Source organism: Staphylococcus sp. FSL W8-1207 (assembly GCF_038003745.1).
In the GTDB taxonomy this organism is placed as follows: Bacteria; Bacillota; Bacilli; order Staphylococcales; family Staphylococcaceae; genus Staphylococcus; species Staphylococcus equorum.
The window spans coordinates 332,418-356,528 of the sequence record NZ_JBBOPU010000003.1 but is presented as its reverse complement, the minus strand read 5'-3'; the positions used below and the strand labels follow the sequence as shown (position 1 = coordinate 356,528).

General features: G+C 32.1%; 25 protein-coding genes and 3 pseudogenes. 6 read left to right on the top strand and 22 right to left on the bottom strand.

The genetic code is table 11. From position 1 onward, the window contains the following. Nucleotides 1-3: 3 nt before the first annotated feature. The gene (hxlB, locus tag NSR03_RS13570) at nucleotides 4-552 is read right to left on the bottom strand and encodes a 6-phospho-3-hexuloisomerase (protein WP_069820770.1); all 549 of its coding nucleotides are present in this window, start codon (nucleotides 550-552) and stop codon (nucleotides 4-6) included. Further along, the gene (gene hxlA / locus NSR03_RS13565; protein ID WP_069820771.1) at nucleotides 539-1,174 is read right to left on the bottom strand and encodes a 3-hexulose-6-phosphate synthase; all 636 of its coding nucleotides are present in this window, start codon (nucleotides 1,172-1,174) and stop codon (nucleotides 539-541) included. Before hxlA ends, hxlB begins: the two co-directional genes overlap by 14 nt. 102 nt (nucleotides 1,175-1,276) lie before the next feature. Here hxlA and NSR03_RS13560 point away from each other — a divergent pair, with 102 nt between their 5' ends. Next, nucleotides 1,277-1,642: a winged helix-turn-helix transcriptional regulator gene (locus tag NSR03_RS13560; RefSeq protein WP_069820772.1), complete on the top strand. Its 366-nt coding sequence runs from the start codon at nucleotides 1,277-1,279 to the stop codon at nucleotides 1,640-1,642. A gap of 416 nt (nucleotides 1,643-2,058) precedes the next feature. Further along, a pseudogene (locus tag NSR03_RS13555) lies at nucleotides 2,059-3,062 on the top strand (alcohol dehydrogenase catalytic domain-containing protein); the annotation flags it as partial. 175 nt (nucleotides 3,063-3,237) lie between these two features. Here the strand turns inward: NSR03_RS13555 and NSR03_RS13550 are convergent. Then, nucleotides 3,238-3,912 carry an IS6-like element IS257 family transposase gene (locus tag NSR03_RS13550; RefSeq protein ID WP_285336572.1) on the bottom strand — a complete coding sequence of 225 codons (675 nt, stop codon included), beginning with the start codon at nucleotides 3,910-3,912 and terminating at the stop codon, nucleotides 3,238-3,240. Nucleotides 3,913-3,968: 56 nt separating this feature from the next. On the opposite strand from NSR03_RS13550, the pseudogene NSR03_RS13545 reads away from it, so the two are divergent. Beyond that, nucleotides 3,969-4,865, top strand: a pseudogene (locus NSR03_RS13545) (IS256 family transposase); the annotation flags it as partial. 86 nt (nucleotides 4,866-4,951) lie between these two features. On the opposite strand, the gene NSR03_RS13540 reads toward NSR03_RS13545, so the two are convergent. The 19 genes and pseudogenes from NSR03_RS13540 to NSR03_RS13445 all read right to left on the bottom strand — a co-directional run bounded on the left by NSR03_RS13540 (nucleotide 4,952) and on the right by NSR03_RS13445 (nucleotide 21,244). Further along, complete coding sequence (locus NSR03_RS13540) at nucleotides 4,952-5,554, bottom strand: response regulator transcription factor (RefSeq protein WP_069821219.1); 603 nt, start codon at nucleotides 5,552-5,554, stop codon at nucleotides 4,952-4,954. Further along, nucleotides 5,551-6,657, bottom strand: coding sequence for a sensor histidine kinase (locus NSR03_RS13535; protein WP_069821218.1), 1,107 nt, complete (start codon nucleotides 6,655-6,657; stop codon nucleotides 5,551-5,553). The genes NSR03_RS13540 and NSR03_RS13535 overlap by 4 nt, the downstream gene beginning before the upstream one ends. Then, a complete protein-coding gene (locus tag NSR03_RS13530; RefSeq protein WP_069821217.1) occupies nucleotides 6,657-7,388 on the bottom strand; it encodes an ABC transporter permease in 732 nt (243 codons plus the stop codon). The genes NSR03_RS13535 and NSR03_RS13530 overlap by 1 nt, the downstream gene beginning before the upstream one ends. Nucleotides 7,389-7,394: 6 nt before the next feature. After that, on the bottom strand, nucleotides 7,395-8,261 hold the full coding sequence (locus NSR03_RS13525; RefSeq protein ID WP_232157692.1) for an ABC transporter ATP-binding protein: 867 nt from the start codon (nucleotides 8,259-8,261) through the stop codon (nucleotides 7,395-7,397). Between the two features lie 520 nt (nucleotides 8,262-8,781). Then, on the bottom strand, nucleotides 8,782-9,096 hold the full coding sequence (locus tag NSR03_RS13520) for a helix-turn-helix domain-containing protein (RefSeq protein WP_069821215.1): 315 nt from the start codon (nucleotides 9,094-9,096) through the stop codon (nucleotides 8,782-8,784). 1 nt (nucleotide 9,097) lies between these two features. Then, nucleotides 9,098-10,174: a tyrosine-type recombinase/integrase gene (locus NSR03_RS13515; RefSeq protein ID WP_069821214.1), complete on the bottom strand. Its 1,077-nt coding sequence runs from the start codon at nucleotides 10,172-10,174 to the stop codon at nucleotides 9,098-9,100. A gap of 63 nt (nucleotides 10,175-10,237) precedes the next feature. Then, the gene (locus NSR03_RS13510; protein WP_069821213.1) at nucleotides 10,238-10,561 is read right to left on the bottom strand and encodes a JAB domain-containing protein; all 324 of its coding nucleotides are present in this window, start codon (nucleotides 10,559-10,561) and stop codon (nucleotides 10,238-10,240) included. Continuing rightward, nucleotides 10,554-10,760, bottom strand: coding sequence for a hypothetical protein (locus NSR03_RS13505; protein ID WP_069821212.1), 207 nt, complete (start codon nucleotides 10,758-10,760; stop codon nucleotides 10,554-10,556). Before NSR03_RS13505 ends, NSR03_RS13510 begins: the two co-directional genes overlap by 8 nt. Nucleotide 10,761: 1 nt before the next feature. Then, nucleotides 10,762-11,247 (bottom strand): annotated as a pseudogene (locus NSR03_RS13500) (DUF1643 domain-containing protein). A 148-nt stretch (nucleotides 11,248-11,395) separates the two neighbouring features. After that, a complete protein-coding gene (locus NSR03_RS13490; RefSeq protein ID WP_069821211.1) occupies nucleotides 11,396-12,076 on the bottom strand; it encodes a replication initiation protein in 681 nt (226 codons plus the stop codon). A 125-nt stretch (nucleotides 12,077-12,201) separates the two neighbouring features. After that, nucleotides 12,202-12,705 (bottom strand): DUF1643 domain-containing protein, encoded by a 504-nt coding sequence (locus tag NSR03_RS13485; RefSeq protein WP_064210982.1) that lies wholly within the window; start codon nucleotides 12,703-12,705, stop codon nucleotides 12,202-12,204. 15 nt (nucleotides 12,706-12,720) lie between these two features. After that, on the bottom strand, nucleotides 12,721-13,029 hold the full coding sequence (locus NSR03_RS13480; RefSeq protein WP_069821210.1) for a DUF960 family protein: 309 nt from the start codon (nucleotides 13,027-13,029) through the stop codon (nucleotides 12,721-12,723). 84 nt (nucleotides 13,030-13,113) lie between these two features. Beyond that, nucleotides 13,114-13,464, bottom strand: a complete 351-nt coding sequence (locus NSR03_RS13475; RefSeq protein ID WP_069821209.1) for an SAUGI family uracil-DNA glycosylase inhibitor — start codon at nucleotides 13,462-13,464, stop codon at nucleotides 13,114-13,116. A 468-nt stretch (nucleotides 13,465-13,932) separates the two neighbouring features. Next, entirely contained in the window at nucleotides 13,933-15,564 is a 1,632-nt protein-coding gene (gene ccrB, locus NSR03_RS13470) for a cassette chromosome recombinase CcrB (RefSeq protein ID WP_285336497.1), read from the bottom strand. 16 nt (nucleotides 15,565-15,580) lie between these two features. Continuing rightward, nucleotides 15,581-16,933: a cassette chromosome recombinase CcrA gene (gene ccrA / locus NSR03_RS13465; protein ID WP_285336499.1), complete on the bottom strand. Its 1,353-nt coding sequence runs from the start codon at nucleotides 16,931-16,933 to the stop codon at nucleotides 15,581-15,583. A gap of 191 nt (nucleotides 16,934-17,124) precedes the next feature. Then, nucleotides 17,125-17,403: a hypothetical protein gene (locus tag NSR03_RS13460; protein WP_285336501.1), complete on the bottom strand. Its 279-nt coding sequence runs from the start codon at nucleotides 17,401-17,403 to the stop codon at nucleotides 17,125-17,127. A 70-nt stretch (nucleotides 17,404-17,473) separates the two neighbouring features. After that, nucleotides 17,474-19,261, bottom strand: coding sequence for a cassette chromosome replicative helicase (gene cch1, locus NSR03_RS13455; RefSeq protein ID WP_285336502.1), 1,788 nt, complete (start codon nucleotides 19,259-19,261; stop codon nucleotides 17,474-17,476). Then, nucleotides 19,261-19,530 carry a hypothetical protein gene (locus NSR03_RS13450; RefSeq protein ID WP_031838353.1) on the bottom strand — a complete coding sequence of 90 codons (270 nt, stop codon included), beginning with the start codon at nucleotides 19,528-19,530 and terminating at the stop codon, nucleotides 19,261-19,263. Before NSR03_RS13450 ends, cch1 begins: the two co-directional genes overlap by 1 nt. Before the next feature lie 154 nt (nucleotides 19,531-19,684). Further along, nucleotides 19,685-21,244: a hypothetical protein gene (locus NSR03_RS13445; protein WP_285336503.1), complete on the bottom strand. Its 1,560-nt coding sequence runs from the start codon at nucleotides 21,242-21,244 to the stop codon at nucleotides 19,685-19,687. Between the two features lie 310 nt (nucleotides 21,245-21,554). Between NSR03_RS13445 and NSR03_RS13440 the strand changes: the two genes are divergently transcribed. The 3 genes from NSR03_RS13440 to NSR03_RS13430 all read left to right on the top strand — a co-directional run bounded on the left by NSR03_RS13440 (nucleotide 21,555) and on the right by NSR03_RS13430 (nucleotide 24,094). Further along, a complete protein-coding gene (locus NSR03_RS13440; RefSeq protein ID WP_241958539.1) occupies nucleotides 21,555-21,956 on the top strand; it encodes a hypothetical protein in 402 nt (133 codons plus the stop codon). Between the two features lie 245 nt (nucleotides 21,957-22,201). After that, nucleotides 22,202-22,636: a GNAT family N-acetyltransferase gene (locus tag NSR03_RS13435; RefSeq protein WP_285336505.1), complete on the top strand. Its 435-nt coding sequence runs from the start codon at nucleotides 22,202-22,204 to the stop codon at nucleotides 22,634-22,636. Nucleotides 22,637-22,966: 330 nt separating this feature from the next. Further along, complete coding sequence (locus tag NSR03_RS13430) at nucleotides 22,967-24,094, top strand: hypothetical protein (RefSeq protein WP_285336520.1); 1,128 nt, start codon at nucleotides 22,967-22,969, stop codon at nucleotides 24,092-24,094. Nucleotides 24,095-24,111 lie beyond the last annotated feature (17 nt).

Genomic DNA, 24,111 nt, shown 5'->3' with positions numbered 1-24,111 from the left:
TTATCACTCTAAATTCGCATGATTATTCTGCATTGTTTCTTCATCAACATTTAGTGCTTCTTGAATCGTTAACACGACACTGTCTAAATAGATTTGACTGCTCTGCTCAAAGAGACTGCCTAAAGGTTGTTTTGAACCTTCTGCATCGTATTTTGTACCAGCAGGTAATACGATGGTTAGGTCTGCAATATCAGCAATTGGTGATTCGTCTTTTGTTGATAATAATAATACATATGCTTCATTATCTTTCGCTGTTTGTGCGAGCAATTTTAAATGAGCTGTAGAGCCTGAACCTGATGCTATAACAAAGACATCATTTTTCTGAATTGATGGTGTATTTGTTTCACCCACGACATAAGCCTTTTTGCCTAATTGATTTAATCTCATGGCGAAGCTCTTAATAACGAGACCAGAACGACCTTTACCGGCAACAAATATGGATGATGCATCCATAAGATCTGTTGAAAATTTCTCTAATTCTGCTACATCAACATGTGATAATGTCTGCTTTATTTCATTTAAAATTAATTCAAAATGATTAAGCATGTGCATCAACGATTTCACGACATTTTTTAGCAGCAGCTTTTGGATCATCAGCATTTGCGATACCGCCGCCTACGATAATTAAGTCGGGTTTTTCGGCTGCTACTGTTTCGATTGTATCAGGTTTAATACCTCCAGCTACCGCTACCTTAGAACGTGAAATCACTGATTTCACAGTACGTAAACTTTCTAAAGGTGATACTCCTTCAGCCTGTAAATCATATCCAGTGTGAACTGCGATATAATCAGCACCCATTTTATCTAATTCAGCTGCACGCTGTTCTAAATTTTGAACTGCAATCATATCAACTAATAGTTCTTTACCGTGTTTGTGTGCTTCTTCAATAGCGCTTTTAATTGAAGCATCTTCAGCCACTCCTAAGATTGTTACGATATCAGCACCAAACTTTATAGCTTGGCTTACTTCATATCCAGCAGCATCCATAATTTTCAAGTCTGCTAATACTTGTGTGTTATTAACTGATTTACTCATATGTTCAACGGCAGATAGCCCTTCGTTTATAACGATAGGTGTTCCAATTTCTACGATATCAATAAATTCTTCTACTTCTTGAGCTAACTTTGCTGCCTCTATTTGATCTAATAAATCGATTGCTAATTGTAATTTCATAATAATTTCCCCTCTCTATCTTTTATGTTCCCATTATGGTATTATTTAAATAAAAAAACAATACTGACATTTTAGTCACTATAAATAAGTGGAGGGTTTAAATTGTTAATTGAATATAATAATAAAGAATTTTATACATCGAAAGATTTGGCGCTATCTGTAATTGGTGGTAGGTGGAAAATCGCAATCATCTATCATCTTTTACATGATGATAGATTAAGATTAAGTGAATTTCAAAACAAATTGCCGGACATCAATCAACGTATGTTAATCAGACAACTTCGCGAGCTGGAACAAGACAAAATCATTGAAAGAACAGTGTACCCAGTAGTGCCACCTAAGGTAGATTACAAATTGACAGAAATAGGATTAAAACTTGATAATGTTGTTTCTTCAATTTGCAATTGGGGGGATGAGTTTTTAGAAATAATTAATAGTGATAATGGTTCAAATGCAAATGAAATATAAGAGTGATATAAAGTGCTAATAGAAATTAAAATCTGAGCCTATAGTATAGCTAAAAACAAACGTTAATAAAACCCAATAATCAGATTATATGAACTATAAATTATTATGAGGTGATTCGATGAAAACGATAAAGATTATTGGAGCAAAACAGAATAATTTAAAAGATATATCACTAGAGATACCGAAACATTAGTTCACTGTCTTTACAGGATGCTAGGCGGCTGGAAAGTCTTCTCTAGTATTTAATACGATTGCTGCAGCTTCAAAATAAGAAAGGTTAAATCAATAAGAATTACAAATTACTCAACCGCTATATGGATATTTATTTTAAAGGGACATCAAAGTTAAGAGGTTTTTATAACGCTAAGTAAGGGTATAAATTACATGCAAGTATCATATAAAGGGGAGTGTTGTATATGAAGGCAGTGACATTTCAAGGCAAGAAGAAAATGAAAATGAAAAAAGTTCCAGATCCAAAGATAATTGAGCCAACTGATGCAATTATTAAGATTACCGCTTCAGGTATATGTGGATCGGACTTACATTTATATCATCAAGGCGATATGTTTATGGATAAAGATTTTGTTATCGGGCATGAACCGATGGGAATTGTTGAAGAAGTCGGTAAAGATGTTGAAAAACTAAAAAAAGGTGATCGTGTAGTCATTCCGTTTAATATAGGTTGTGGTGATTGTTTCTACTGTAATAATCAAATGGAATCGCAATGTGATCAATCGAATGAAGAACCTGCCAACTGGAAGATGGATAACGGTGCATTATTTGGTTTTGGGGAGATGCCGGAAATTTCTGGGGTGGACAAGCAGAATATTTAAGAGTTCCTCATGCTGATTTTTCTTCATTTGTTGTGCCGGATAGTGATTTAAAAGATGAACAAGTATTATTTTTATCTGATGTAGTGCCTACTGCTTATTGGAGTGTCGAACATGCAGGTGTGAAAGCAGGGGATACTGTTATTGTATTAGGGTGCGGTCCTATTGGATTAATGGCACAAAAATTTGCAAAGATAAAAGGTGCCGCTCGTGTTATAGCAATAGATAATGTCGAACATCGACTAGAGCATGCCAAAAAATATAATGGTGCGGAAGTTTATAATTTCGATAAAGAAAAAGAAATAGGAAAGCTATTAAAAGAACAAACAAGTGGCGGTGCCGATGTGGTTATCGATTGTGTTGGATTTGATGGATCGCAATCAAGCCCAGAACCAAAACTTTCAAAAAAATCTCAACAGAGAGGAACAATTAGTCCAATTATTACTGCTGCTGAATCAGTTCGTAAATTTGGTACGATTCAACTTACAGGAATTTATGGTACTCCGGCTGATAATTTCCCGATTGACTTAATATTTAATCGCAATGTTCGTTTAACTACTGGTCAAGCACCAGTCATTCATTTAATGCCATTCGGGTTTAAGTCTTACAATTTCATCATATAAATCGACTGCAATACGACGACTCATTGTGACAATCATACCTTTACCCTTCACAGCCTTCTGTCTTGTTTCAAAGTGATTTATAAGGTTCTGTTGCAAAGTAAAAAAATATAGCTAACCACTAATTTATCATGTCAGTGTTCGCTTAACTTGCTAGCATGATGCTAATTTCGTGGCATGGCGAAAATCCGTAGATCTGAAGAGACCTGCGGTTCTTTTTATATAGAGCGTAAATACATTCAATACCTTTTAAAGTATTCTTTGCTGTATTGATACTTTGATGCCTTGTCTTTCTTACTTTAATATGACGGTGATCTTGCTCAATGAGGTTATTCAGATATTTCGATGTACAATGACAGTCAGGTTTAAGTTTAAAAGCTTTAATTACTTTAGCCATTGCTACCTTCGTTGAAGGTGCCTGATCTGTAATTACCTTTTGAGGTTTACCAAATTGTTTAATGAGACGTTTGATAAACGCATATGCTGAATGATTATCTCGTTGCTTACGCAACCAAATATCTAATGTATGTCCCTCTGCATCAATGGCACGATATAAATAACTCCATTTTCCTTTTATTTTGATGTACGTCTCATCAATACGCCATTTGTAATAAGCTTTTTTATGCTTTTTCTTCCAAATTTGATATAAAATTGGGGCATATTCTTGAACCCAACGGTAGACCGTTGAATGATGAACGTTTACACCACGTTCCCTTAATATTTCAGATATATCACGATAACTCAATGCATATCTTAGATAGTAGCCAACGGCTACAGTGATAACATCCTTGTTAAATTGTTTATATCTGAAATAGTTCATACAGAAGACTCCTTTTTGTTAAAATTATACTATAAATTCAACTTTGCAACAGAACCGTAATTTCTATGTATGCCAAGGGCATGTCACAACGTGATATTTCTTCAACAATAGAAGATATCTATGGTTTCTCTGTATCTCATGAAATGATCTCTGATATTACTGATGCCGTTATTCCTGAAATGGAAGAATGGCAAACTAGACCATTGGAAAAGTGCTATACATTTGTATTTGTGGATTGTTTATATACTAAAATTAGAACTGATTATGAAATTAAAGAATATGCAGTATACACTATTCTAGGGTACACGATTGATGGAAAGAAACAAATACTTGGTTTATGGCTTAATGAAACAGAAAGCAAGCATAAGTGGATGCAAATATTTGATGAAATTAAGGCTCGTGGTGTCGAAGACATTTTCTTTTTATCTATGGATGGTGTTTCTGGCTTAGAATCCGGAGTTAAGGCTATTTTTCCTAAAACAATTGTTCAAAGATGTATTGTACATTTAGTTAGGAATTCTATTAAATACGTACCAAGTAAAGACTATAAAGCTTTTACTTCTTCTTTAAGAAAGGTTTATGGGGCAACATCACTTAAAGCTTGTCATACTGCTTTTGAAGCATTTAAACAACAATGGTCTCAATATCCTGGTGCGGTTGATGTTTGGAAACGTAACTTCACTCACGTTGAACAGCTGTTTGATTATGGTAGTAATATTCGTAAAATCATGTATACAACTAACGCGGTAGAAAGTATTCATTCTAGTTACCGAAAGGTTACAAAAAAAGGTGCATTCCCAAATGAGAATGCACTCTTAAAATTACTCTTTATTCGAACGAAAGAACTTCAAAAGAAATGGTCCACTGGTTACATTCCAAACTGGTCTATGGTTATGAACCAGCTTCTTTTACATGATCAAATTAAAGATAGAGTTATTAAGTATCTTGAATAACTTACACACTTAATTTGACAAAGCCTTTTTATCGGTCCAGAAATTCCCTACTATCCTTTACTTACTTCTACTACCCCTGCACCTATCTATATCCATCCTTTTTTTATTGCTTTCTGCCATGCATCAAACCGGTTATCTGCTCCTATTTTATCTATAATAATCGATGTATAATTTCTGATTGTGCCGTCTGATAAATATAATTCTTTTGATATTTCTTTACTGGATAAGCCTTTGCCTATTTCTTTCAATACGAGTTGTTCTTTCGGACTTAATGGGTTTCTATCTTTAAACATTGATGTCATTAAAGATTCACTATATTCTTTTTTACCGTCCATCACATTTTTAATTGTTTCGACGAGTTCATCTATTGATCGTTCTTTCAATACGTATGCATCAACATCGTTTGCTACTGCACTCTCAAAGTATCCTGGTCTTTTAAAAGTTGTAACGATGATGACTTTCGTATTTAAATTTGAATCTTTTACTTTTTTCAATACTTCTAACCCTGTCATTTTAGGCATTTCGACATCTAGTATCGCTACATCTGGCTCGTGACTTTGAATTCCTTCCAACGCATCTTCCCCGTTTGAAAAGTCCCCTAAAATATTTAATTCGTCATTCATTTCCATCAATTGAACCATGGCTTTCCGTAACATTTCTTGGTCTTCTGCTATAACAATTGATATCATAATGTGTCATCCCCTCTAGGCAATGCTATCGTCATTTTTAATCCCTTATTTAAATTACTTACTTTTAATTGGCCATTTAATGCATGAACACGATATTTGATACTCTTAAAATCATCTTCATCAATATGTTTCATACCTATGCCGTCATCTATGATTACCAATGTTAAATGTTCGTTTTCTTCAATGATTTCACCTGTTACTTTCGTAGCCTGCGCATGCTTAATGACATTGTTAACCGCTTCTCTCAAAATCATCGACAGTGCTGATTGTCGAGTAGGACTGAGTGACTGAGCTCGATCAGCATTTTTAAATTCAAACGATAAGTTCGCATTTTCTAACAATGTTTCCATCGTCTTCACTTCTTCTTCAAAAGATTGCAACTTCAAATTATCTACAATTGCTCTTACTTTAACAAGTGCTTCTTTAGATAAACCATTCACAGATGCCATTTCTTCTTTCGCTTTATCGATATCTTTATCCACTAACTTCATCGCAAGTTCAGATTTAATACTTAAACTCGCAAACACATGACCTAATGTATCATGTAAATCTTGACCAATTCGATTTCGTTCTTGTTCAGCAATTAACGTATTGATATGTTCATTTTTACTTCTAATTTCTTCTTTTAACTTTTCAGATTCTAACGCTTTAAAATTACCAAACATAATAAATATAATGACAATACTCATAGGTATCATAATAATTAAATAGTCTTTATGATCAGCTGCAATAATATAAATAGCAATCATAAACGACACAATATACATCAATACTTCTATAGATTTTATTTTAGTTTGAAAAACATATGGAATAATATAAGCTGCATAGAAAAAGAATAATAAATGAGAAGCATTAAAATAATCTACAAAATAAAATATACCTAAAAAATGAACTGTTAAAAGTATTCTTCTAAGTATACTTCTTTTAGATAAATCTACATAAATCATCATTAAGTAACTTATCGTAAATAGAGCGGTAACCAATATACCGCTCCATAAAGGTCCTCTATGACCAAGTACTGTTAAACTCAATATCGGAAAGATGAGATAAATTAAGTTTGACGAACCTATAGGATTCTCTTTAATTCTTTCTATTATTGTCATTAAACCACTTCCGTCTTTTTACGTATAATCAACGCAATACTTATAAACAGTATACAATAAATTGCCAATATAAGAAGTGAAACAAAATGTATGCCACCTTGAGTTGTCACAGATAAAGAGAGTTCTCTTAAATTATAAGTGGGTGTTGCATATGATACGTGCTTTAGCCAATCTGGAAACTGATCTGTTGGGAACCAAAGTCCACCCAATACAGCAAGTCCTAAATATATGATATTCGCGATAGCACTAGCTTTTTGGATATCTTTTATTTGAGATATAAGAACGCCCATTGATAAAAACATGCTTGATCCAACCCATAACATCAATCCTGAGCCAATCCACTCGCTTGCTGACATTTCAACACCTTTATAAAAAGCTCCTGTTAAAAATAAAGCGATAATAGCTAGACAAAACATGCACATTAATTTCATTACTTTCCCTGCATAGTAATAACTTGGAGATAAAGGTGTTTTGAATAAATTTTTAGACCATCCTATTTTCTTATCTTCGATCATCTCTAATGGAAATGTCATAATACAGAAACTACTTAAACTGAACGTCGCCATACTAAACATATATTCTTTATAAACTTTAGCTTCGTATTCTTTAGGTAAATCCAATAGTGCTGTGAATATTAAATAAAATACTAACGGCAACATAATCGAAAGTATTAAATATGATTTTTTTCTAGTTAATAATAACAATTCAGATTTAAAATACGCCCATAACATATCTCATCAAACCCTTTCTTCATTTTTTGAAAATATCGTATCCATCAATGACTCTTTAATAATTTCTACCTCATTAAAATCAATGCCATAGTCTATAAATGCTTTAATAACAGGATTTACATCTTCAGTCGTAATGATGAGCATATCTTTAGATGCTTCAACCGAAACATTTTTAAGGACATTCACCACTTCTTTTTTCGATAAAGGAATTTGAATCATTGTTTTGTTTTCACTATGACGTATCGCTCTAGGTGTACTATCCATAACAAGCTCACCTTTATTAAGTACAACAACACGGTCAGCCATTCTTTCAACTTCTTCAATATAATGAGAAGTATAAAATATCGTTTTACCTTCTTGTTTCATTTCCTCAATCACTTTCCAGAAATGCTTCCTCATTTCAGTATCCATCGCACTTGTAGGCTCATCCAAAATGACAAAGTCTGGTTTCCCAATAATAGATAATGTAAAATCCAATATTCTGCGTTCACCACCAGATAATTTAGCAGCAAATTGTTCAAGTTTATCATTATCAAATCGAGTAATTTCTTTAAAAGTTTCTATCGAAATCGTATCTTTATAAAAAGACTTAAAAAGATAAAACAACTCCTTAACTTTCATCACATCCGGAAAAGCCGTCGTTTGAAACAAAATACCCATCCGCTTCTTATCTAATTGTTGATTATCACTAATAATTTGCCCGTCATTAGGATGTCTGTCACCAATAATCATATCAATCAAAGTAGACTTACCAGCACCATTTGGACCAATTAAAGCCGTACACTCACCCTCATTAATTTGAAAAGAAACATCACTCACAACTTTTTTCTGATTATAGATTTTCGTTACATTTTGAACATCAATCACAATCATCACCGTCCTTTATAAGTTACCTATATTATAAAAAATCACACCACCCGTTATAAGTACAAACTGTCACGAATATCATATGACAAATGTCATAAATAATTGTAAGATTCAATTGATAATATTTGGAATGTATAGATAATTTATTGTAAGAAGTGTTTGAGGATGATGAAGATGAATAAAATAACAGTAATAAATAAAAGTAATCACACAAGTGTAGTTCAAAGCATCAGAAATTATATTAAATGAATTAATAGAAATAACATATTAAATCAAAGCATTAAAATTATTATCCATGATGCTCCAATAAGTTCTTATGGTTATCTTTCAGATTGCCAAGTAGACTTTGAATAAATCTGCACACCATTTCTTCTTGAAATTTTCTTTTAGGAAAACTTCTGTTTGTATTCTCTCTACACGTGCTTTACTAAAACAATAATGACAAAAGGTTGCCTTTTTATTTACTTCTGATTTATTGAACTTCCTCTCACAAGATCTACAATTTAAATTATTCATATCGGATTACCTAAATTGGTGGAAGCTTATCTTCAGAATGTGATTCATTAACTACCTTCGCCAAGCTATTATTTTTTGCTCTTTCAAGTTTTTTCACTGGTGTAGGAGTGTGCTTCCACAAATCATTTGGAGTACATTCTAGTGCAGTACAGAGCGCATCCATAGTATGGGTCTTTACTTGTTTAGGCTCACTGGTTAGTAAAGCACTAATAGAAGGTGGAGATAGTTTATAACCTGCCTTATCCTCCATTAATCTGCCTAATTCAGCACCAGACCATATACCTTTTTCAGCCATTACCTTTCTTAATCTCCATTCAATCGCCATTTCATTCACCCTCCTTATTAAAGTTCAATAGTTGGTTTCGCCACTTTTCTTGAGCCATTCTTATTCTTTTCTCTAAATGGTCTGAACCAGGATTAGAATAATTAAATGTGGTTGCTACATCCGAATGACCTAACAGTTCTTTTAGTGTTAATAAATCAACCCCAAGTTCTGTCTGACGAGTTGCGAATGAATGACGTAATTGATGTGGACTAAAGATTTCCTCTTTTGTAAAACCTAGTTTCTCTTGTCTTCTAACTAAATTTTTACGGGCTGTATGTTTATTAAGTCGAATCCCACTTTCTGATAAAAACAATGCTCCATCGGTTTCTGAAGTGAAAAGAGGTCTGATTTTTTCTAAATACCAATTTAGTAGTAAATCTACATCATCTAACATTGGTACCCATCTTCTCTTGTACCCCGAGCCTTTAGATCCTTTACCAAAACGAACGTGTATTTTACCCTTTTCTCCTAAATCAAACCTACAGTCTTTAACATCCATCATAATGATTTCATGAGTTCTTAATCCGGTTAACTCTAACATCCTGAAAATTGTATAATCCCTAGCTACCGTAAAGTATTTTCTCGCCACTTTCATTTCTTCTTTCATACCATTCCAAAATCTATCTAGTATTTCTGGTTTAGGAGGTATCACCTGACCATTGTGGTCATCTTTTCTATGGTAGTAACGATTAAATTTATCTAATAGGTTAGGAACTTGAAGTCGATACTTTTCCCATATTTCATGTCCATGCCTATTCCTTAAATACTCTAAGAAAGTAGAAATAGTGGATTGGTATTTTCTTCTAGTTGAGTAAGCTAATCCTCTTCCTACTAAACCCAAGTAAAACGTATCTGCATCCGGCATTGAAACTTCCCATATGAATTTATTCGAAACATCTAAGAATTCGTTCAAGCACTTTGTACCAAGGGCTATAGTAGATTCTGTATAACCTAATACACGTTGTTGTTGTTCCCAAAGCCCTATTAACTTTGCCTGATATTCCCTTGATTCTTCATATGTTGGAAAATGTAACTCTTGCTGATTACTGACTACAGATAGAAAAGGCTGTTTCCCCATTTGAAAACCTCTCTCTTTAGGTATAACCTAATATATTTAGTTAATACCTAATATACCAGAGGATTAATAAAAAAGAAACATATCCTTTCTCCGGTGGTTATGGCCAATAATCATACCCGTTGCGTTACTTAATATGGCTGTTTTAAATATTTCTCGAGGATGGATAACCGCAAAATTAATGCTTCCTATAGAGACGGTTTCAATATGTGTAGGTTCATTTTTACTATTTAAGCAAATTAAAATGAAGTGTTCTCGGTCAGCATTTCCTATGAAGTCACACATAATATCAACAGCATCTTTTGGTTCTTCAATACGTCTTTTTAAATACCAAAGTGTATCTTTTTTGACCATTTGGACTTTTACAACATCTATTCTTTTTCTACTCATTATGGATAACCTCTATACTTTCTATTAAGTCAGGGTGAACGATGGATGTGATAGAATCGTCATTCATATAAATGGAATATAGCTCATCTAATTTTGAATTATTTTTTATGTTTGATGAAAAGGCGATAATGCCTTTAATAACATCGATGTGTGGTTGATGCATTAAATATTGGTATAATTCTTTCCATGTTTGATTCATTCTATTTAGTCTCCTTTAATTGTTTAATTGTCCATGCTTTTCTAGCGTATGGATTTAATGGATGCATGATTTCAATTGTTTGAGGGTTTGTTAATATATTGATTTTCTTTTTGTGAGGTTTTAACATGTCTAATACATCATTCACTCGGTTTTCCACAAGGGGTTTCTTACCGTAGGAACCCCAAGCCAATAAAACACTATCGGCTTCTTTGACAGCTTTCATAATGTGAATATCCGTATGCTTGTCATGGCTGTTTTCGATATGTTTCAGATTAATAGGTGTCGTAATATTAGAATATAAATTCACAAAATAAATTGCACCATATTCATCCATTTCTGAAATTTTGTTCATAATTAATTGGGTTGTTAAATCTATTTGAAGCATGCCTGTCATATTCGGTTACATGGTAATGATGACGATAGATTGTTTCTTGTCATCCCATGTTTTCTTTAGTAAATACCGATGTTGCTTATCATCACTAAATATAGCTTCAGTTTCTACTGAAAAATATAGCTATCCATCGGACATTCAAAAAATGGCTGTGGAACAAGTTGTTGAACAAGCAAAATTAATGGCAGGTCAGCAATAAAAATAAATTCAATGAGCGCATCCAAAGTTTGGATGCGCTCATTTTTCACTTTATAAAATTAAATTCAATTTCAATCACTCGCTGTGGCATTTCTAATACTTTCTTATACTGAAAGTATTGATAAAATTGATTTAATTCCTTTTTAATCATACAGAGAATGCGTCTGTCTATATCCTTCATATGAGGATATTTTGAATTAATATCTAGAAATTCTCTAAACGCTTCTATACTAAATGTATAAGTACCTTCATCTTGATATTCTGTAAATAAGCGATATAAATGTTTAGAATATATTGATTTTAAGTTAGTGAAATCAGACATTGAAAAACAAATACTATTCTCATCAAAGTTATTTAAAAGGTATACGAAATCTGGATTTAAGGCTATAGATAACTTTTTACCTTCAAAATCAATCATAGTTTTATCATCATTAAACATACTTAACTGCTTACTTTCAAATTCACTATAAACACTGAAATTTAATGATTTTGCCTTTTTAATAGTATTTGTAAAGTCCGGTTCAAAACGCTTTTTACTACGACTTGTATAATTAGCTATTTTCTTTATTTCACTAATTTCTAATATCATACGCTCGGATCCGCAATGTTTTAACAAGCTACATATAGCAAAAAATAAATTAAGTTCTACTGCTTTAAAATCATTAAATATAACTTTATTTAAATCGCTATGATATTCTACAAACACATTTCCATTAAATTTTGTCATGAATTTTATTCCTCTCCATGTTATAAGTTAGCACTCGCCAAATTTATTAATAGTTTCCCACTTCTATATAATCATATTAATCAATTTCTCAATACTTCTCTATTGTTATTTTAAAAAAGTTTGATTTATTTAAATATCCATTTGCTTCTTGCTTTTGGATTGAGTGGATGAATAATTTCATTGGTCTGCGGATTGATTAATCTCTTCACTTTCTTTTTATGAGGTTTTAACATTTCCAACACTTCATTGACTCTAGACTCAACAGAAGCTTTTTTAGCGTAAGCACCCCAAGCTAATATAACTTCATCTGATTCTTTCACCGCTTTCATAATTTGAATGTCTGTATGCTTGTCATGGCTATTCTCTAAATGCTTTATATTTATTGGTGTCGTAATATTGGAGTATAAATTCACAAAATGGATTGAACCAAATTCATCCATTTCTACAACTTTGTTCATAATTAGTTGAGTCGTTAAATCTAATTTTTTCGTTCCTTCGAAATTTGGATAACAAGTTATAACTGAAATTATCTTTTTATCATTGTCCCATGTTTTTTTGAGTAAGTAACGATGTTGATTATCGTCACTAAATATTGCTTCAGTTTCTAATGTACACTGTATATTCTGCATGATTGATGCCTCCTATTAATATTCTTCTGGTAATAACATGACGTAATAAGAAAGGTCTACATCATCTTCTCGGATGATGTAGACCTTATTAATATTGATAGCTTTTGAATAATTTGCCTTATGAATTTTTACGTACTCTGGACGTTCTTGTTTATGTTTGATGTAAAGTTGGTCACTATACATATTAAATTGGAAAATATGAAAATAATCTGTGACTTGCTCTTTAGATTGTTCATGTTCTCTATATGAGACAATTTTCCATAATTGTTGCTGTAACATTTCTGGTAAGTAATTGGCAATACCACGTGTAATATAACGTTCCATGCTCATTTCTCCTTTTCTATATCTTTCATTATTGTAATAACTTCTGTAATGACTGTGACGCTTATCTGAGCTATGTGTATCCATTTATTCATTATTATGATTCTCCTTTTCAAGTAAGTGTCTTTGATCTAGTAGTGGCATAACTGTGTTATGAAGATATAAGAAGTCCATATCGTTTGTTTCATCAATATAACCAATAGCAATGAGTTGTTTTTGGTAGTAGAGAATAAAGGGGTATATATGCCTTTCATGAAGTGTGTCAGAGTAGTAAGTATACGTATGAAGTATTTTGTTGGTGAGTGGACCAAGTCTGACATATTGATCAGGAAGGATATTATCTGCCACTTCCTCGATAGATTCACATTCCCATTTTTCGTCCTGTGGTAGACTGAATAAGTTTGTTATATAGTGCTTGAGTTGTTTTTCTAGTGTCATCATTATGACCTCCTAATGTGTTTGATGGATGTATGCATGTGATACATCATTTTGATAATATAAGTTTGAAATAATATTTGTTTCACTTAGAAATCCCACTGAAATACAGAAAATATCCCAATCGAAAATCATCACAATTGTTGATATGACAAGGAAATCCCATTATCCCGCTCATTTCTCGGGAAATATAGCTATATATTTATATATCATTTGGATTTGTAGATATCATTACGACTTACTTTTTCTTTTTATATTATTTATTTATAAATAATAATGGGATTCCGGGATTACGCTTGCGTAATCCTTCTCTTATATGGATTTATCAAATCCCATTATCATCCCGTTTATTTTTTATTTTGGGATGTTCTTTCGTCATACAATATAAGCATGCATGTTCGTTAGGGTAGCTACATTTGTGGATAGAATATATGAGATGTGTGTTATTGGATGACGAAAGGACAATATTCATTATGAGATAGGCAAATAGAGTGTTTGAGATAATAATAAAGACGAAGTGCTGAGTTGCACTTCGTCGAGAGGGGTATTATGGAAGAGTTGTTTAATGATTTCATGATTGAGTTTTAATGTGACATAGAACTGCTTTTTATGATGGTCGTCTTTACGAATATCAATGTGGTCTATGACTGTAAGGTATAGTGCTTTGAGTTGTGCTTTATCCATGGTTTCGATATTTTTGAATATATGACGTAATATAGTCGCAATCTCATTAGCGTCATATATTGTTTTGGGAGCACTTTGTTGTTGCTTAAGTTGATTGATTTGATTTGTGATGTCATTGAGTTGTTTTTCATACTGATGAATCGTATTTTTAAGCACAGATGTTAAGTCTGGATTATCTTCAAGTGTTTTGATCAAGTTATCTAATTTGATTTGGACCTCATCATATTGTTGTTGCTTATATGCGATATCATGATTGAGTGCAGACGTATCAATTTGATGTTCTTGATTGACACGCTCAACGACTTGTTTGATAACTTTGTCACTTTTAACGATTTCGAGTATTTGATCCATAACATATTTTTCAATTACATCGGCTCTGACACTATTCGCAGAACATACTTTTGACCCTTTATTACGAAAGTTACTACACGAATAGTAGCGAATGCGTTTTTTAGTACCATCTTTAAGTGTATTCGTTGTATTCGATGCTGCGTATGCCGCTCCACATCTTTCACACGAAATTAATCCAGTCAAAAGGTTGGTTCCTTTACCATGTACTTGTGGTTTTTCACTTACTTGTTTTTTACGTGCTTGTACTTTATCCCATAATGTTTGGCTAATAATAGGGGTGTGTTTGCCTTCGGCAATTACGGGTTTATCATTTAACCCTTTACGTCGTTTATCATTCCAATCTTTGTATTTCGCGAATTGTATTTTACCGACATAGAAGGGATTAGAGAGAATATAAGTAACAGCTGAAATACTAAATGGATTCCCTTTCTTTGTGACATAACCTTTATGGTTGAGCGCATTGGCAATTTTACGATAGCCATGCCCTTTGGCATATGATTCGAAGATATACTTTACAACATTGGCTTCATGTTGATTAATCATAAGTTCGTGTTTACTGTCAGGTACTTTATCATACGCATAGGGAATATTACCCTGATAATACCCTTCTTTCGCTCTAATTGTCTGGCCCATAAATATATTGTCTACAATATTATTGCGTTCAAATTCTGCGAAGCTCGCAAGCACCTGGAGCATGAGCTTACCACTACTCGTGCTAACTTCCATACGTTCAGACAGACTGAAAAATTCGACATTTTGTTTATGCAAATCTTCAACGATTTTGAGTAGGTCAGATGTATTACGTGCTAATCGATTTGTTTTGTAGACCATAACACAATCGATATGACCATTTTTAGCGTCTTGTAACATACGTTGTAGTGCAGGGCGGTTCATAGATTTTCCGGAAATACCACGATCTGCGTATACATCTACCACTTTGAAGTTATTAAATTGACAGTATTCTTCAATCTGATTGATCTGGCCTGTTATCGAGTAGCCTTCTGAGCTCTGCATCTCAGTCGATACGCGTACATAAATTCCCACACGCTTTTGTTTAAGTTTTTCCATGATGTTTCATCCTTTCTTATGATACAATCGATGATTGTTTAGTTTGATTAACGATATTCAGTGGTTCATTTTTGAAATAAATACCTGTAAGTGTCTTGTTTTCAGTAATATGAATGACATCAATATAAGGATACAAGATGTTTAACGTGAAACATTTTTGTATTACATTATGAAATGCGCTTTGGATGTGCTTAGAATTGATAGATGTCAGTGTATTTTGTTGGTGTAAGTTTTGTATTTCTGTTTTGAATATTTCTGCATCTATCGTTCCTTTGGCTAACTTATTGATGAGTTGTGCTTGGGTGTACGTGCGCTTAGTTTCCAGTGTGTTTTGTTTTTGGATGTGTTGTTGAATGGCATCATTTATTTTGGAATAGACCTGTTGGTCTTGAAAGAAGTGTCGACATGTTGTTAAAACACTTGTTTCTATATCTTTAGCGTTAATCCCTTTAAATTCACAGACAAAACGAGATTCATTCATATTTCGAGGACAGACATAATAACGTAATGTATTATGTTGTTTGTTTCTGATTGTCATATTGGTGAGTGTTGAGCTACAACATGGACATTTGATTTTTTGTTTCAGTTGATTAGCTGAAGGTGTTCGTTTGACATGTTTTTCAGAACGTAAAATCTGCGCTTGTTCATAGCTACTGATAGAAATAATAGGTGGAAACATGTTGTCATATTGTCCATATTGATTGATAACGCGACCACAGTAATTGGGATTCATAATAATATTACGTACTTGATAAGGTTTCCGGTTGAGTAGTTTGTTATCTTCTTCTAAGAACTGTGTAATTTTTTTATAGCCATTACCTTGAAGATAGTAATTGAATACGGCAATTACCGTTGGTGATTCATTTTTATTTATCGTGAATGTACCACGTTTGTAGTGGTAACCAAAGGGGGCGTGTGTAGTTATCAATTTACCCTGACGCGCTTTTTCTTTTATCCCGTTGCTTACTTGTTCGCCAATATTATCAGATTCTAATTCGGCCAAGCTGATGAAAATATTGAGTTTAAGCCGATCGAATGCTTTATCCATATCAAAATAGCCATCATGAACACTTAAGATATGAACATGATATTTTTGGCACAATTTCATGAGTTTTAATGCATTTTTTAGATTACGATGAAGTCGATTCAGACGATAGCAACATAGTACGTCACATTGTCCTTGTTGAATCAGTTCAGTAATTTGCTGGTAACCGTTTCGCTTATCAGTGCGTCCTGATTGCTTATCGCTATAAAATGTGATGTGTTGAATATTGTGTTTTTCAGCTAATGTCTTGATGGCTTGTTTCTGTGCTGCTAGGGATTGTTGCTTTGTAGTGCTCTGTCGTAAGTAACCTATTGCTTGTTTCATCGTATTTCCTCCTTCCACATTGATAATATATATTTATGAATGAATTTACACATAAGCCCAACACCAATCAGGTGTTGGGCGTTATTATTAGTCATCAGCGTGATTGATTTCTTCAATCACTAAATCAGCGAGTAATGTGATTAATTCGTCCATATTATTCCTCCCAATTGACTTTGATAGTAGTAAAAGTGTTATACCAACATCGGAAATATTGTAATGAATTCGATATTTAGCTTTGAGCAGAGTCTGTCCAATTCAGAGTAATCTTCATAGGTGCCCCAAAAGACAATACGTTTAGGTTTGATGTTTTTAAGTTTAATGTCATTTATTAATTGGTTATCGTTGTCATAAGCTTTTGTAATTTTATAACCATTTGACCTACAGAAAGTTTTAATGTCATCAATAGGCGTGTTTTCTAAAAATTCAGATCTTTCATCTGTAATATTATGTGTTAATGCAATTACGTTCATAATTTTTTCCTCCGATTGATTTAATGAGCTACAACGCGTTTATAGCGTTGTAGCGGTATAACATTCAAATTTATAGTTCTAAATCGTCACTTGCTTCTTTTTCTCTGGCTTGATTAACAAAGTCATTAAGCAAATTTGGATTTGTATTCCCATCAAAGTGCGGTAGTGTGAATGGTTCTGAATTTGAGCTTAAGCCGAAAATAGGGGCAAGTTCTTTATCCAATTTAAGATGATAGAATACAATACTCCTAGGTTTTCCTTGAGTATCTTTGACATTACGTTTGATGGCTATCCGATCGGAATCCATCTGGATATATCCTTCTGATCTTAAACTATCTATTACATTTTTTACATCTTGATATTGGTTTTCTTCTAGCATATGTTTAAAAACATCTTTAAGCATCTTGACTTGGATGTGATCGTCTTTCAGCTCAATAAGGCCATAATTTTCAATCATTGTGGAGAGTTTTTCATTTTCCGCAAACTTACTACGATTGCGTGCCACGAACTGAACCACACTATCAATCGCCTTGGCTGCCAAACTGCGTTCACTTACGGAATCTACATGATAACTAACTAGATACTCTCTAACTGCATCCAAATCGATAGGGGTTGCAATTACACGTTCTAATATTCGTGCTGATGCCATAATGGTGGCGTAGCGCTTGAACATACGTATGCCTACATTGTTTGTTTCATTGTTAAGTTGTGTTTTGAACCAATCGTGTTCTCTATGAAACCACTTGATTACTTCAGATTCACGATTTAGAAGATATTCAGCTACTAACGGCATTACGTGTCCGTAGTTTTTTGATGTTCCTTTTTTAATGGCGTCCGCATTGTCAGCACTTGTTGTAAAGACATCAGAAATTTCGATGCATCTTGCTCTCAAACCATCATTTGCACTAGCATCTTTGAAAATAGTGTGTTCTGCTGTACTGATCACACTAGATCCAAAGTGGTGAGGATTTTTTACATTTCCCTCTCGATTAGCACGTAGACGACCTTGCCCCTCTGCTAGGGAATAAAGCAAACCATTGGTATCTTTAAAGGTCGCTGCTGATAATTCGTCTAAGACAATAGGAACCCCAAAGTTGTTACTTAAGTATCCTTCAATTGCATTACGAGTGCCGTTCCACCCTCTGAATAATGTCTGGTCACCTTTAGATGGGTTGCCTGCAATTGAGACTCCTAATGCCGCGGCAGTTGATTTACCTGTGCTGGAATTTCCCATAAACGAGAAGATGGTACCTGCGAATTCAACTTCATGTTTTGTTTTTAAAAATGCAGTCACTAATGAAGAAACAGCAAAAATTACTGCAAGCTCCAGTAATAAGTTCCCTTTTACTTCATCAAGGTACATTTGCCACCAGCCTTCAAATGTACCTTTAGGTTGTAAGTCATACTTTGTTTCACAAATGATTTCATCAGCCTGAGACTGCTCGATGTCTTTTGAAAGATATGGTTCATCTAATGAAATGACAGTACCTTCATCAGTACTTAAGACACCTACACCTGTATACAATGTAGAAATGGGCAGTGATTGACGCATTAATTGTAGTGCATTACCTAGCGATTTAATGTACTTTTCATTGATGCTGAACCCAAACATAACCAGTCTAGGTAACTTTTGTGTCGTTAGAATATCTGACGTTTCAATACGTTCAATATTTTTGCCATCCGTGATAGTCAATTTCTCAACCCCTGTAGTAGGGTCGAGAAATTTGTTTTCTATGATGATTGGACTAGATAAACGAATTATCTTATCTTCGTCATTTTTGTTTTTTGCTCGAATAAGTTCATACCATGCAGTTGAATCTAACCAGTATGGATATTGCTCGAAGATGTTGTTAGCCATTAGCGTTTACCTCCTGTATTAAAAAGTCGAATTTTTTGATACAGGATAGGAGATTTGTTAGAAATTCTTTTGATAGGAGCGTCGCATCCTTTTCTTTCCCACGCCCCAAACATGCGACCTACTTCTCTAATTTCATTAGTAGTACAGTTGAAAGTGCCAACCTGATTTACTAAGTCATTAAAGATGAACGTCTCTCCGCTGTATTTTTGTTTCGCAGCTTTCTTTGATGCTCCATACAATTGTATTACTCGAATAGGTTTATACTTCATAAGTAATTACCGCCTTTATAATTTTTTCTGAATCATAAAGATTCATTACGTGTATTACATCACACAAAAATAAACCTAACTGTCTAACCAAGAATGATTGGTTAGACAGTTAGGTTGAATAAAGATTGGTACTAAAGAGATTGAGTTGTAGTAATTATTTTTTAAAATATTTTTGTCTCAAGTTTAGATTATCAATTACATTCATAGAATTAATTAGAGATAGATGAGTTTCACTAGAAATTTTAAAGTCATAAATGAATAAGTTTAGGTCGTACTTATTTAATTTACTATGAATTAGGTCATTTTTAGCATGGAGAGGTGTTATTGTATTACTCCATTTTTTTGTCGTTTTTATAATTTGACTACTCAAATTAAGAACTTCTATAGGCGCATTTGTATGAAAGAAATTCATGTTCTCGCAAATATGAGTGTAAACACCTGATAAAGTACTAAGCAAAGTTTCCATAAATGGTAGCTGATCCATATAAAATAATTTATGTATAAACAAATTTGATGCATTTATAAGTTCATTATCGATGATATGAAAAGATGAAAAATCACCTTCATCATCTTCATTTCCTAATTTGTCATCAGTGAAGACAATGTGTAAGTGATTTTCAGTTAATTCATCTATGTCGTTATGTAGTTGTTGAAAATCAGCGTTGAATTTTAATTTTTGTTCCTCAAAATCTTGGAGTTCTGAATAATTAACTTTTTGCTTTTTTAATATATTTAATTCTTGCTTGTTAAATAGTAAAGCAAAATAGCTATTGTTGCCAGATGCATTTTTGTGTTTAGCATGTGTATTACTGTCTATGTACAAATATCTAAAATAAAAAACAGACAAAATTGTTAGTACATCACTAAAAGGGAACCTTCCACGAATGTTGTCTTTTGATAATTTACCAATTAATGAATTTAGATTTGCAGTTATCTGTTTTTCTTCATCTGTGTTGATATCAGGGAACCTATTTAATAGTGTCTGTATTATAGATGAAATAAGTTGTTCTTTTGTGAAATATCTTTGAAATATCTCATTATTTTTGTCATTTAAATCTATATTGATTTGTGTACTTATATCAGCAATCATATTTAAGTTTTCCCATTCTTCATGTGAATATGATGAGGAATAGTTATTTGAATAATTATAGTTTTTACGTTCGAGACCATTTTTAATTGTAAAAGCAGTGTTTAGCATATTATCCAGTGATGTGATATTCGGATTATTTTCATCGTAAAATCTAAAAGGTATATTATTTTTATAACCAAAAGTAGCATTTACAGTAGCTCTTTTAAAAGTAGTGTCGTCAAGAGCTATAGATCCATCATTATGTAATTTTAATAGTACATGTTCCTTTAGTTTACCTTTAGGTGTGAACAAATAAGTGAAAATTGCATTTTTATACTCTTCAAATTGATCATCTAAGTTTGAGGCATACATAAACCTTGTTAAGACTTCATAAAATCCTTCGTTGAATCCACGCATAAAAGTATCTACACCATCATCAATACCTAACAAATAAATTAAATTTGGTAAAATATTTTTTATATAAAGTTTATTATTTTGAAATTGATAACGTGTATAATTGCCTTCATTATCGAATTCGACTTCAATTGTTGATGAACCTTCAATATCTTCTAACGATATGTTTATTTGATTGATTATATCCTGCATGAATTCAGAGTTATACTTTGAAATTAGTTTTAGTGTCATGTATATAGTCATTCCTTTATTATCATTTACTTCTATTTAAATATAAGCTAAGATAGTTATATAAATAAAGGGAACGTACGTTCTGTTTTTGGGGGGTATTTATGAAAGGAAAAATTAAATCATTTAAAGAATTACACGAAGTTCTCGATGGATACAGAGGTAATAGTTTATGGTTATTTAGAGGTCATAGTAGCGAAAAATGAGATTTGGTGCCAAAAGCAGGGCGTTCACCATATGACAAATACAATGATAAGGTAAAAAAACACTCGATGAGTATACAGTTGGTAATGCGTATGTATTTCCCTTAAAAGTGGAATATGATTATGAAGTACAGTCTAAATATATTACTACATTAGCTCATGCTTGGTATGTTGTACATGATAATTTTGAAAAAGATCCTTATGATATGGATGAAATAATAAAGAGTATAGTACAAGCGCTTCATTTCTTTTCATTATTTTTTAAAAATCTTCATTTAAGACAAGAAGAAGAAATTAGATATATTATTTTTAATATCAATGAGGATAATTTATTAAAACCTAAATTGTATATGAATAGTAAACCATTCACAACTTGTAAATTCACTTATGAAATACTAAAGGAAATAATTATTAATCCCAACAGTGATAAAAATATAAAAGAAGTAAAATCCATGCTTATTAGGAAAGGGTTTACAAAAACTTCGGTCAATATGAGCAAATCACCTTATTAGTGCAATAATTATAAGTAATAAGAAGGGTAGTTTAGAATTTATTCAATACTGTGTTCTTTCCTACTATATGGATTATTTTTCATCACGAGCGTTTAATTTTTATTTTATCAAAGGCATCTCACTCAATGAAAATAAGGATTTGATGATTACATGGGATTTAAAAAGTATTATATGTCCTTCTGTTCATGTAGTGGGTAGATTAAATTTAATTATATTTGAAAATAGTAATATAAAGGAGTAATTTAATGATAAAAAAATTAGATAATATAGATTCTGAGTCAATAGAAAAGATATCAAATATATGGCTTAATTCTAATTTAGATGCGCATGACTTTATAAAACATGATTATTGGATTGACAACCTAGGTAAAGTGAAAAAAATGCTACCAGATTCAACAATTTACGTGTATTATGCTGATAATCAAATCGTTGGATTTGCTGGCTTATATGAGCAATATATAGCAGGTATTTTTATTACAGATAATTATCGTAATAAAGGAATAGGAAGGTTAATACTAGAAAGATTAAAAACCGATTATAGTGTACTTAATTTACATGTATATGAGAAAAATGAAGGAGCTATCCATTTTTATACCAAACACCATTTTGAAATAAGATCTAAGGAGTTTGAAGAAGATACTCAAGAATATGAGTATCTTATGGAATGGAGTAGTGATTGAAATTACAAAAGCAACAAATAATAAACTCTATCAAGCTCCACAACTTGATAGAGCTTTTTGTATATATTATAAGCTTTTATGATACTAGTTGATATTAGACGTAAAGTATTTATAGTAGTAATATATCGTTTTATCTAGCTATACGAAAAACCAATTACAAAAAACCGCATCATTATCTGATAAGCAGAAGCGTATCATAAGTGATGCGGTTTTTGATATGCTTCTGATTATCAATAATTTTGCTAAAAATCTAATTATAATATCTAAAAAAACATTATCTAATGTATTTTTGATATAATTAAAAGAAAGATAATTATCAGGAGAAAATAAATGAAACTTAAGAACATCAAAAACAATGAATTTAAAATTGATAATGACAATAATGATGTGGTATTGAATTCTTTAAATATAGGATTAAAATCGTATTTTAGTAGTTATAAAAGTATAAGAGAAAATTTTGACAAACGAACGTATAGTTATAGTCATAAACAGGATTACTATGAGAATTTTTCAGAAACTATTTTACATTTTCATCACTTTTTTGAATTAATATTAAAAGATTTATTAAGGAAAGAGGAAGAATTATTACCCTTAGATATAACGTGTGATTCATATAAGATAACGGAACTTATTAAGAAAATACCACTATCTAATGATGAGCGTATGGAATTTATTCAAGAAATAACTTCATCTAAGAAAAAAAAGAAAAATTTTAACACTTTGACCTTTTATAAATTACTTAATAGAACTTGTAAAGTAATTGAATTAAAACCAGAAGTAAAATTCAAATTCTTAGCAAAGCATAGATCAGAATTTGATTATTTAAACTACTTAAGAAATAAAATATGGCATCAAGGAAAAGTAATGCTTAAATATGAAGCGTTTGACTTTTTAATAGGACAATATATTTTACCCTTAGTAAAAGAATGCTTAGAAGTTTCAGAATATAAGGAAAAATATAGAAGCCATAAAATTTGGAGATTTAATAAAAACAGTTTAGAAATTAATCCTTTTGAAGATATAATTGAAGAATTTAAAAATGAATCTCCAGCGATTGATAAAATTGCTGTCTTAAAAGAACTTGGTAGAGCATCCTATTATAGTCATTATGGTAAAGGTTTTGGTAGCATTATAGATTCAAGAAATCAAAGTGCTAATCAACTAGCACAAGCTGAATTGGAAAACAGTTTATCTACTAATGAAATTTTAAAATGTCCATGTTGTGCTGCAAATTCACTAGTAACTTATACTCATACAGAAATTACAGATATAGAAGAAGTTGAATATGAAGATGAAAATGGAAATCATCGAATTGAAGAATTTAAAGACTATTATGAGTATATATACAAAGTTAAGTGCGCAAATTGTGGTTTTCAATTAAATGATAAAGGTATTAAAAATTTAAAAGAATATGAATTTGATGTTGAAGATTACTGGAAAAATATAAATCACTATTAATAAAAGGGAGAGAAAAA

Bases quoted from the DNA above. Each gene is read 5' to 3' on its own strand.
- hxlB (WP_069820770.1), bottom strand. From the start codon at position 552: ATGCACATGCTTAATCATTTTGAATTAATTTTAAATGAAATAAAGCAG.
- hxlA (WP_069820771.1), bottom strand. From the start codon at position 1,174: ATGAAATTACAATTAGCAATCGATTTATTAGATCAAATAGAGGCAGCA.
- NSR03_RS13550 (WP_285336572.1), bottom strand. From the start codon at position 3,912: ATGAACTATTTCAGATATAAACAATTTAACAAGGATGTTATCACTGTA.
- NSR03_RS13540 (WP_069821219.1), bottom strand. From the start codon at position 5,554: ATGATATCAATTGTTATAGCAGAAGACCAAGAAATGTTACGGAAAGCC.
- NSR03_RS13535 (WP_069821218.1), bottom strand. From the start codon at position 6,657: ATGACAATAATAGAAAGAATTAAAGAGAATCCTATAGGTTCGTCAAAC.
- NSR03_RS13530 (WP_069821217.1), bottom strand. From the start codon at position 7,388: ATGTTATGGGCGTATTTTAAATCTGAATTGTTATTATTAACTAGAAAA.
- NSR03_RS13525 (WP_232157692.1), bottom strand. From the start codon at position 8,261: ATGATTGTGATTGATGTTCAAAATGTAACGAAAATCTATAATCAGAAA.
- NSR03_RS13520 (WP_069821215.1), bottom strand. From the start codon at position 9,096: ATGGCGATTGAATGGAGATTAAGAAAGGTAATGGCTGAAAAAGGTATA.
- NSR03_RS13515 (WP_069821214.1), bottom strand. From the start codon at position 10,174: ATGGGGAAACAGCCTTTTCTATCTGTAGTCAGTAATCAGCAAGAGTTA.
- NSR03_RS13510 (WP_069821213.1), bottom strand. From the start codon at position 10,561: ATGAGTAGAAAAAGAATAGATGTTGTAAAAGTCCAAATGGTCAAAAAA.
- NSR03_RS13505 (WP_069821212.1), bottom strand. From the start codon at position 10,760: ATGAATCAAACATGGAAAGAATTATACCAATATTTAATGCATCAACCA.
- NSR03_RS13490 (WP_069821211.1), bottom strand. From the start codon at position 12,076: ATGACAAAATTTAATGGAAATGTGTTTGTAGAATATCATAGCGATTTA.
- NSR03_RS13485 (WP_064210982.1), bottom strand. From the start codon at position 12,705: ATGCAGAATATACAGTGTACATTAGAAACTGAAGCAATATTTAGTGAC.
- NSR03_RS13480 (WP_069821210.1), bottom strand. From the start codon at position 13,029: ATGGAACGTTATATTACACGTGGTATTGCCAATTACTTACCAGAAATG.
- NSR03_RS13475 (WP_069821209.1), bottom strand. From the start codon at position 13,464: ATGACACTAGAAAAACAACTCAAGCACTATATAACAAACTTATTCAGT.
- ccrB (WP_285336497.1), bottom strand. From the start codon at position 15,564: ATGGAAAAACTTAAACAAAAGCGTGTGGGAATTTATGTACGCGTATCG.
- ccrA (WP_285336499.1), bottom strand. From the start codon at position 16,933: ATGAAACAAGCAATAGGTTACTTACGACAGAGCACTACAAAGCAACAA.
- NSR03_RS13460 (WP_285336501.1), bottom strand. From the start codon at position 17,403: ATGAACGTAATTGCATTAACACATAATATTACAGATGAAAGATCTGAA.
- cch1 (WP_285336502.1), bottom strand. From the start codon at position 19,261: ATGGCTAACAACATCTTCGAGCAATATCCATACTGGTTAGATTCAACT.
- NSR03_RS13450 (WP_031838353.1), bottom strand. From the start codon at position 19,530: ATGAAGTATAAACCTATTCGAGTAATACAATTGTATGGAGCATCAAAG.
- NSR03_RS13445 (WP_285336503.1), bottom strand. From the start codon at position 21,244: ATGACACTAAAACTAATTTCAAAGTATAACTCTGAATTCATGCAGGAT.
- NSR03_RS13435 (WP_285336505.1), top strand. From the start codon at position 22,202: ATGATAAAAAAATTAGATAATATAGATTCTGAGTCAATAGAAAAGATA.
- NSR03_RS13430 (WP_285336520.1), top strand. From the start codon at position 22,967: ATGAAACTTAAGAACATCAAAAACAATGAATTTAAAATTGATAATGAC.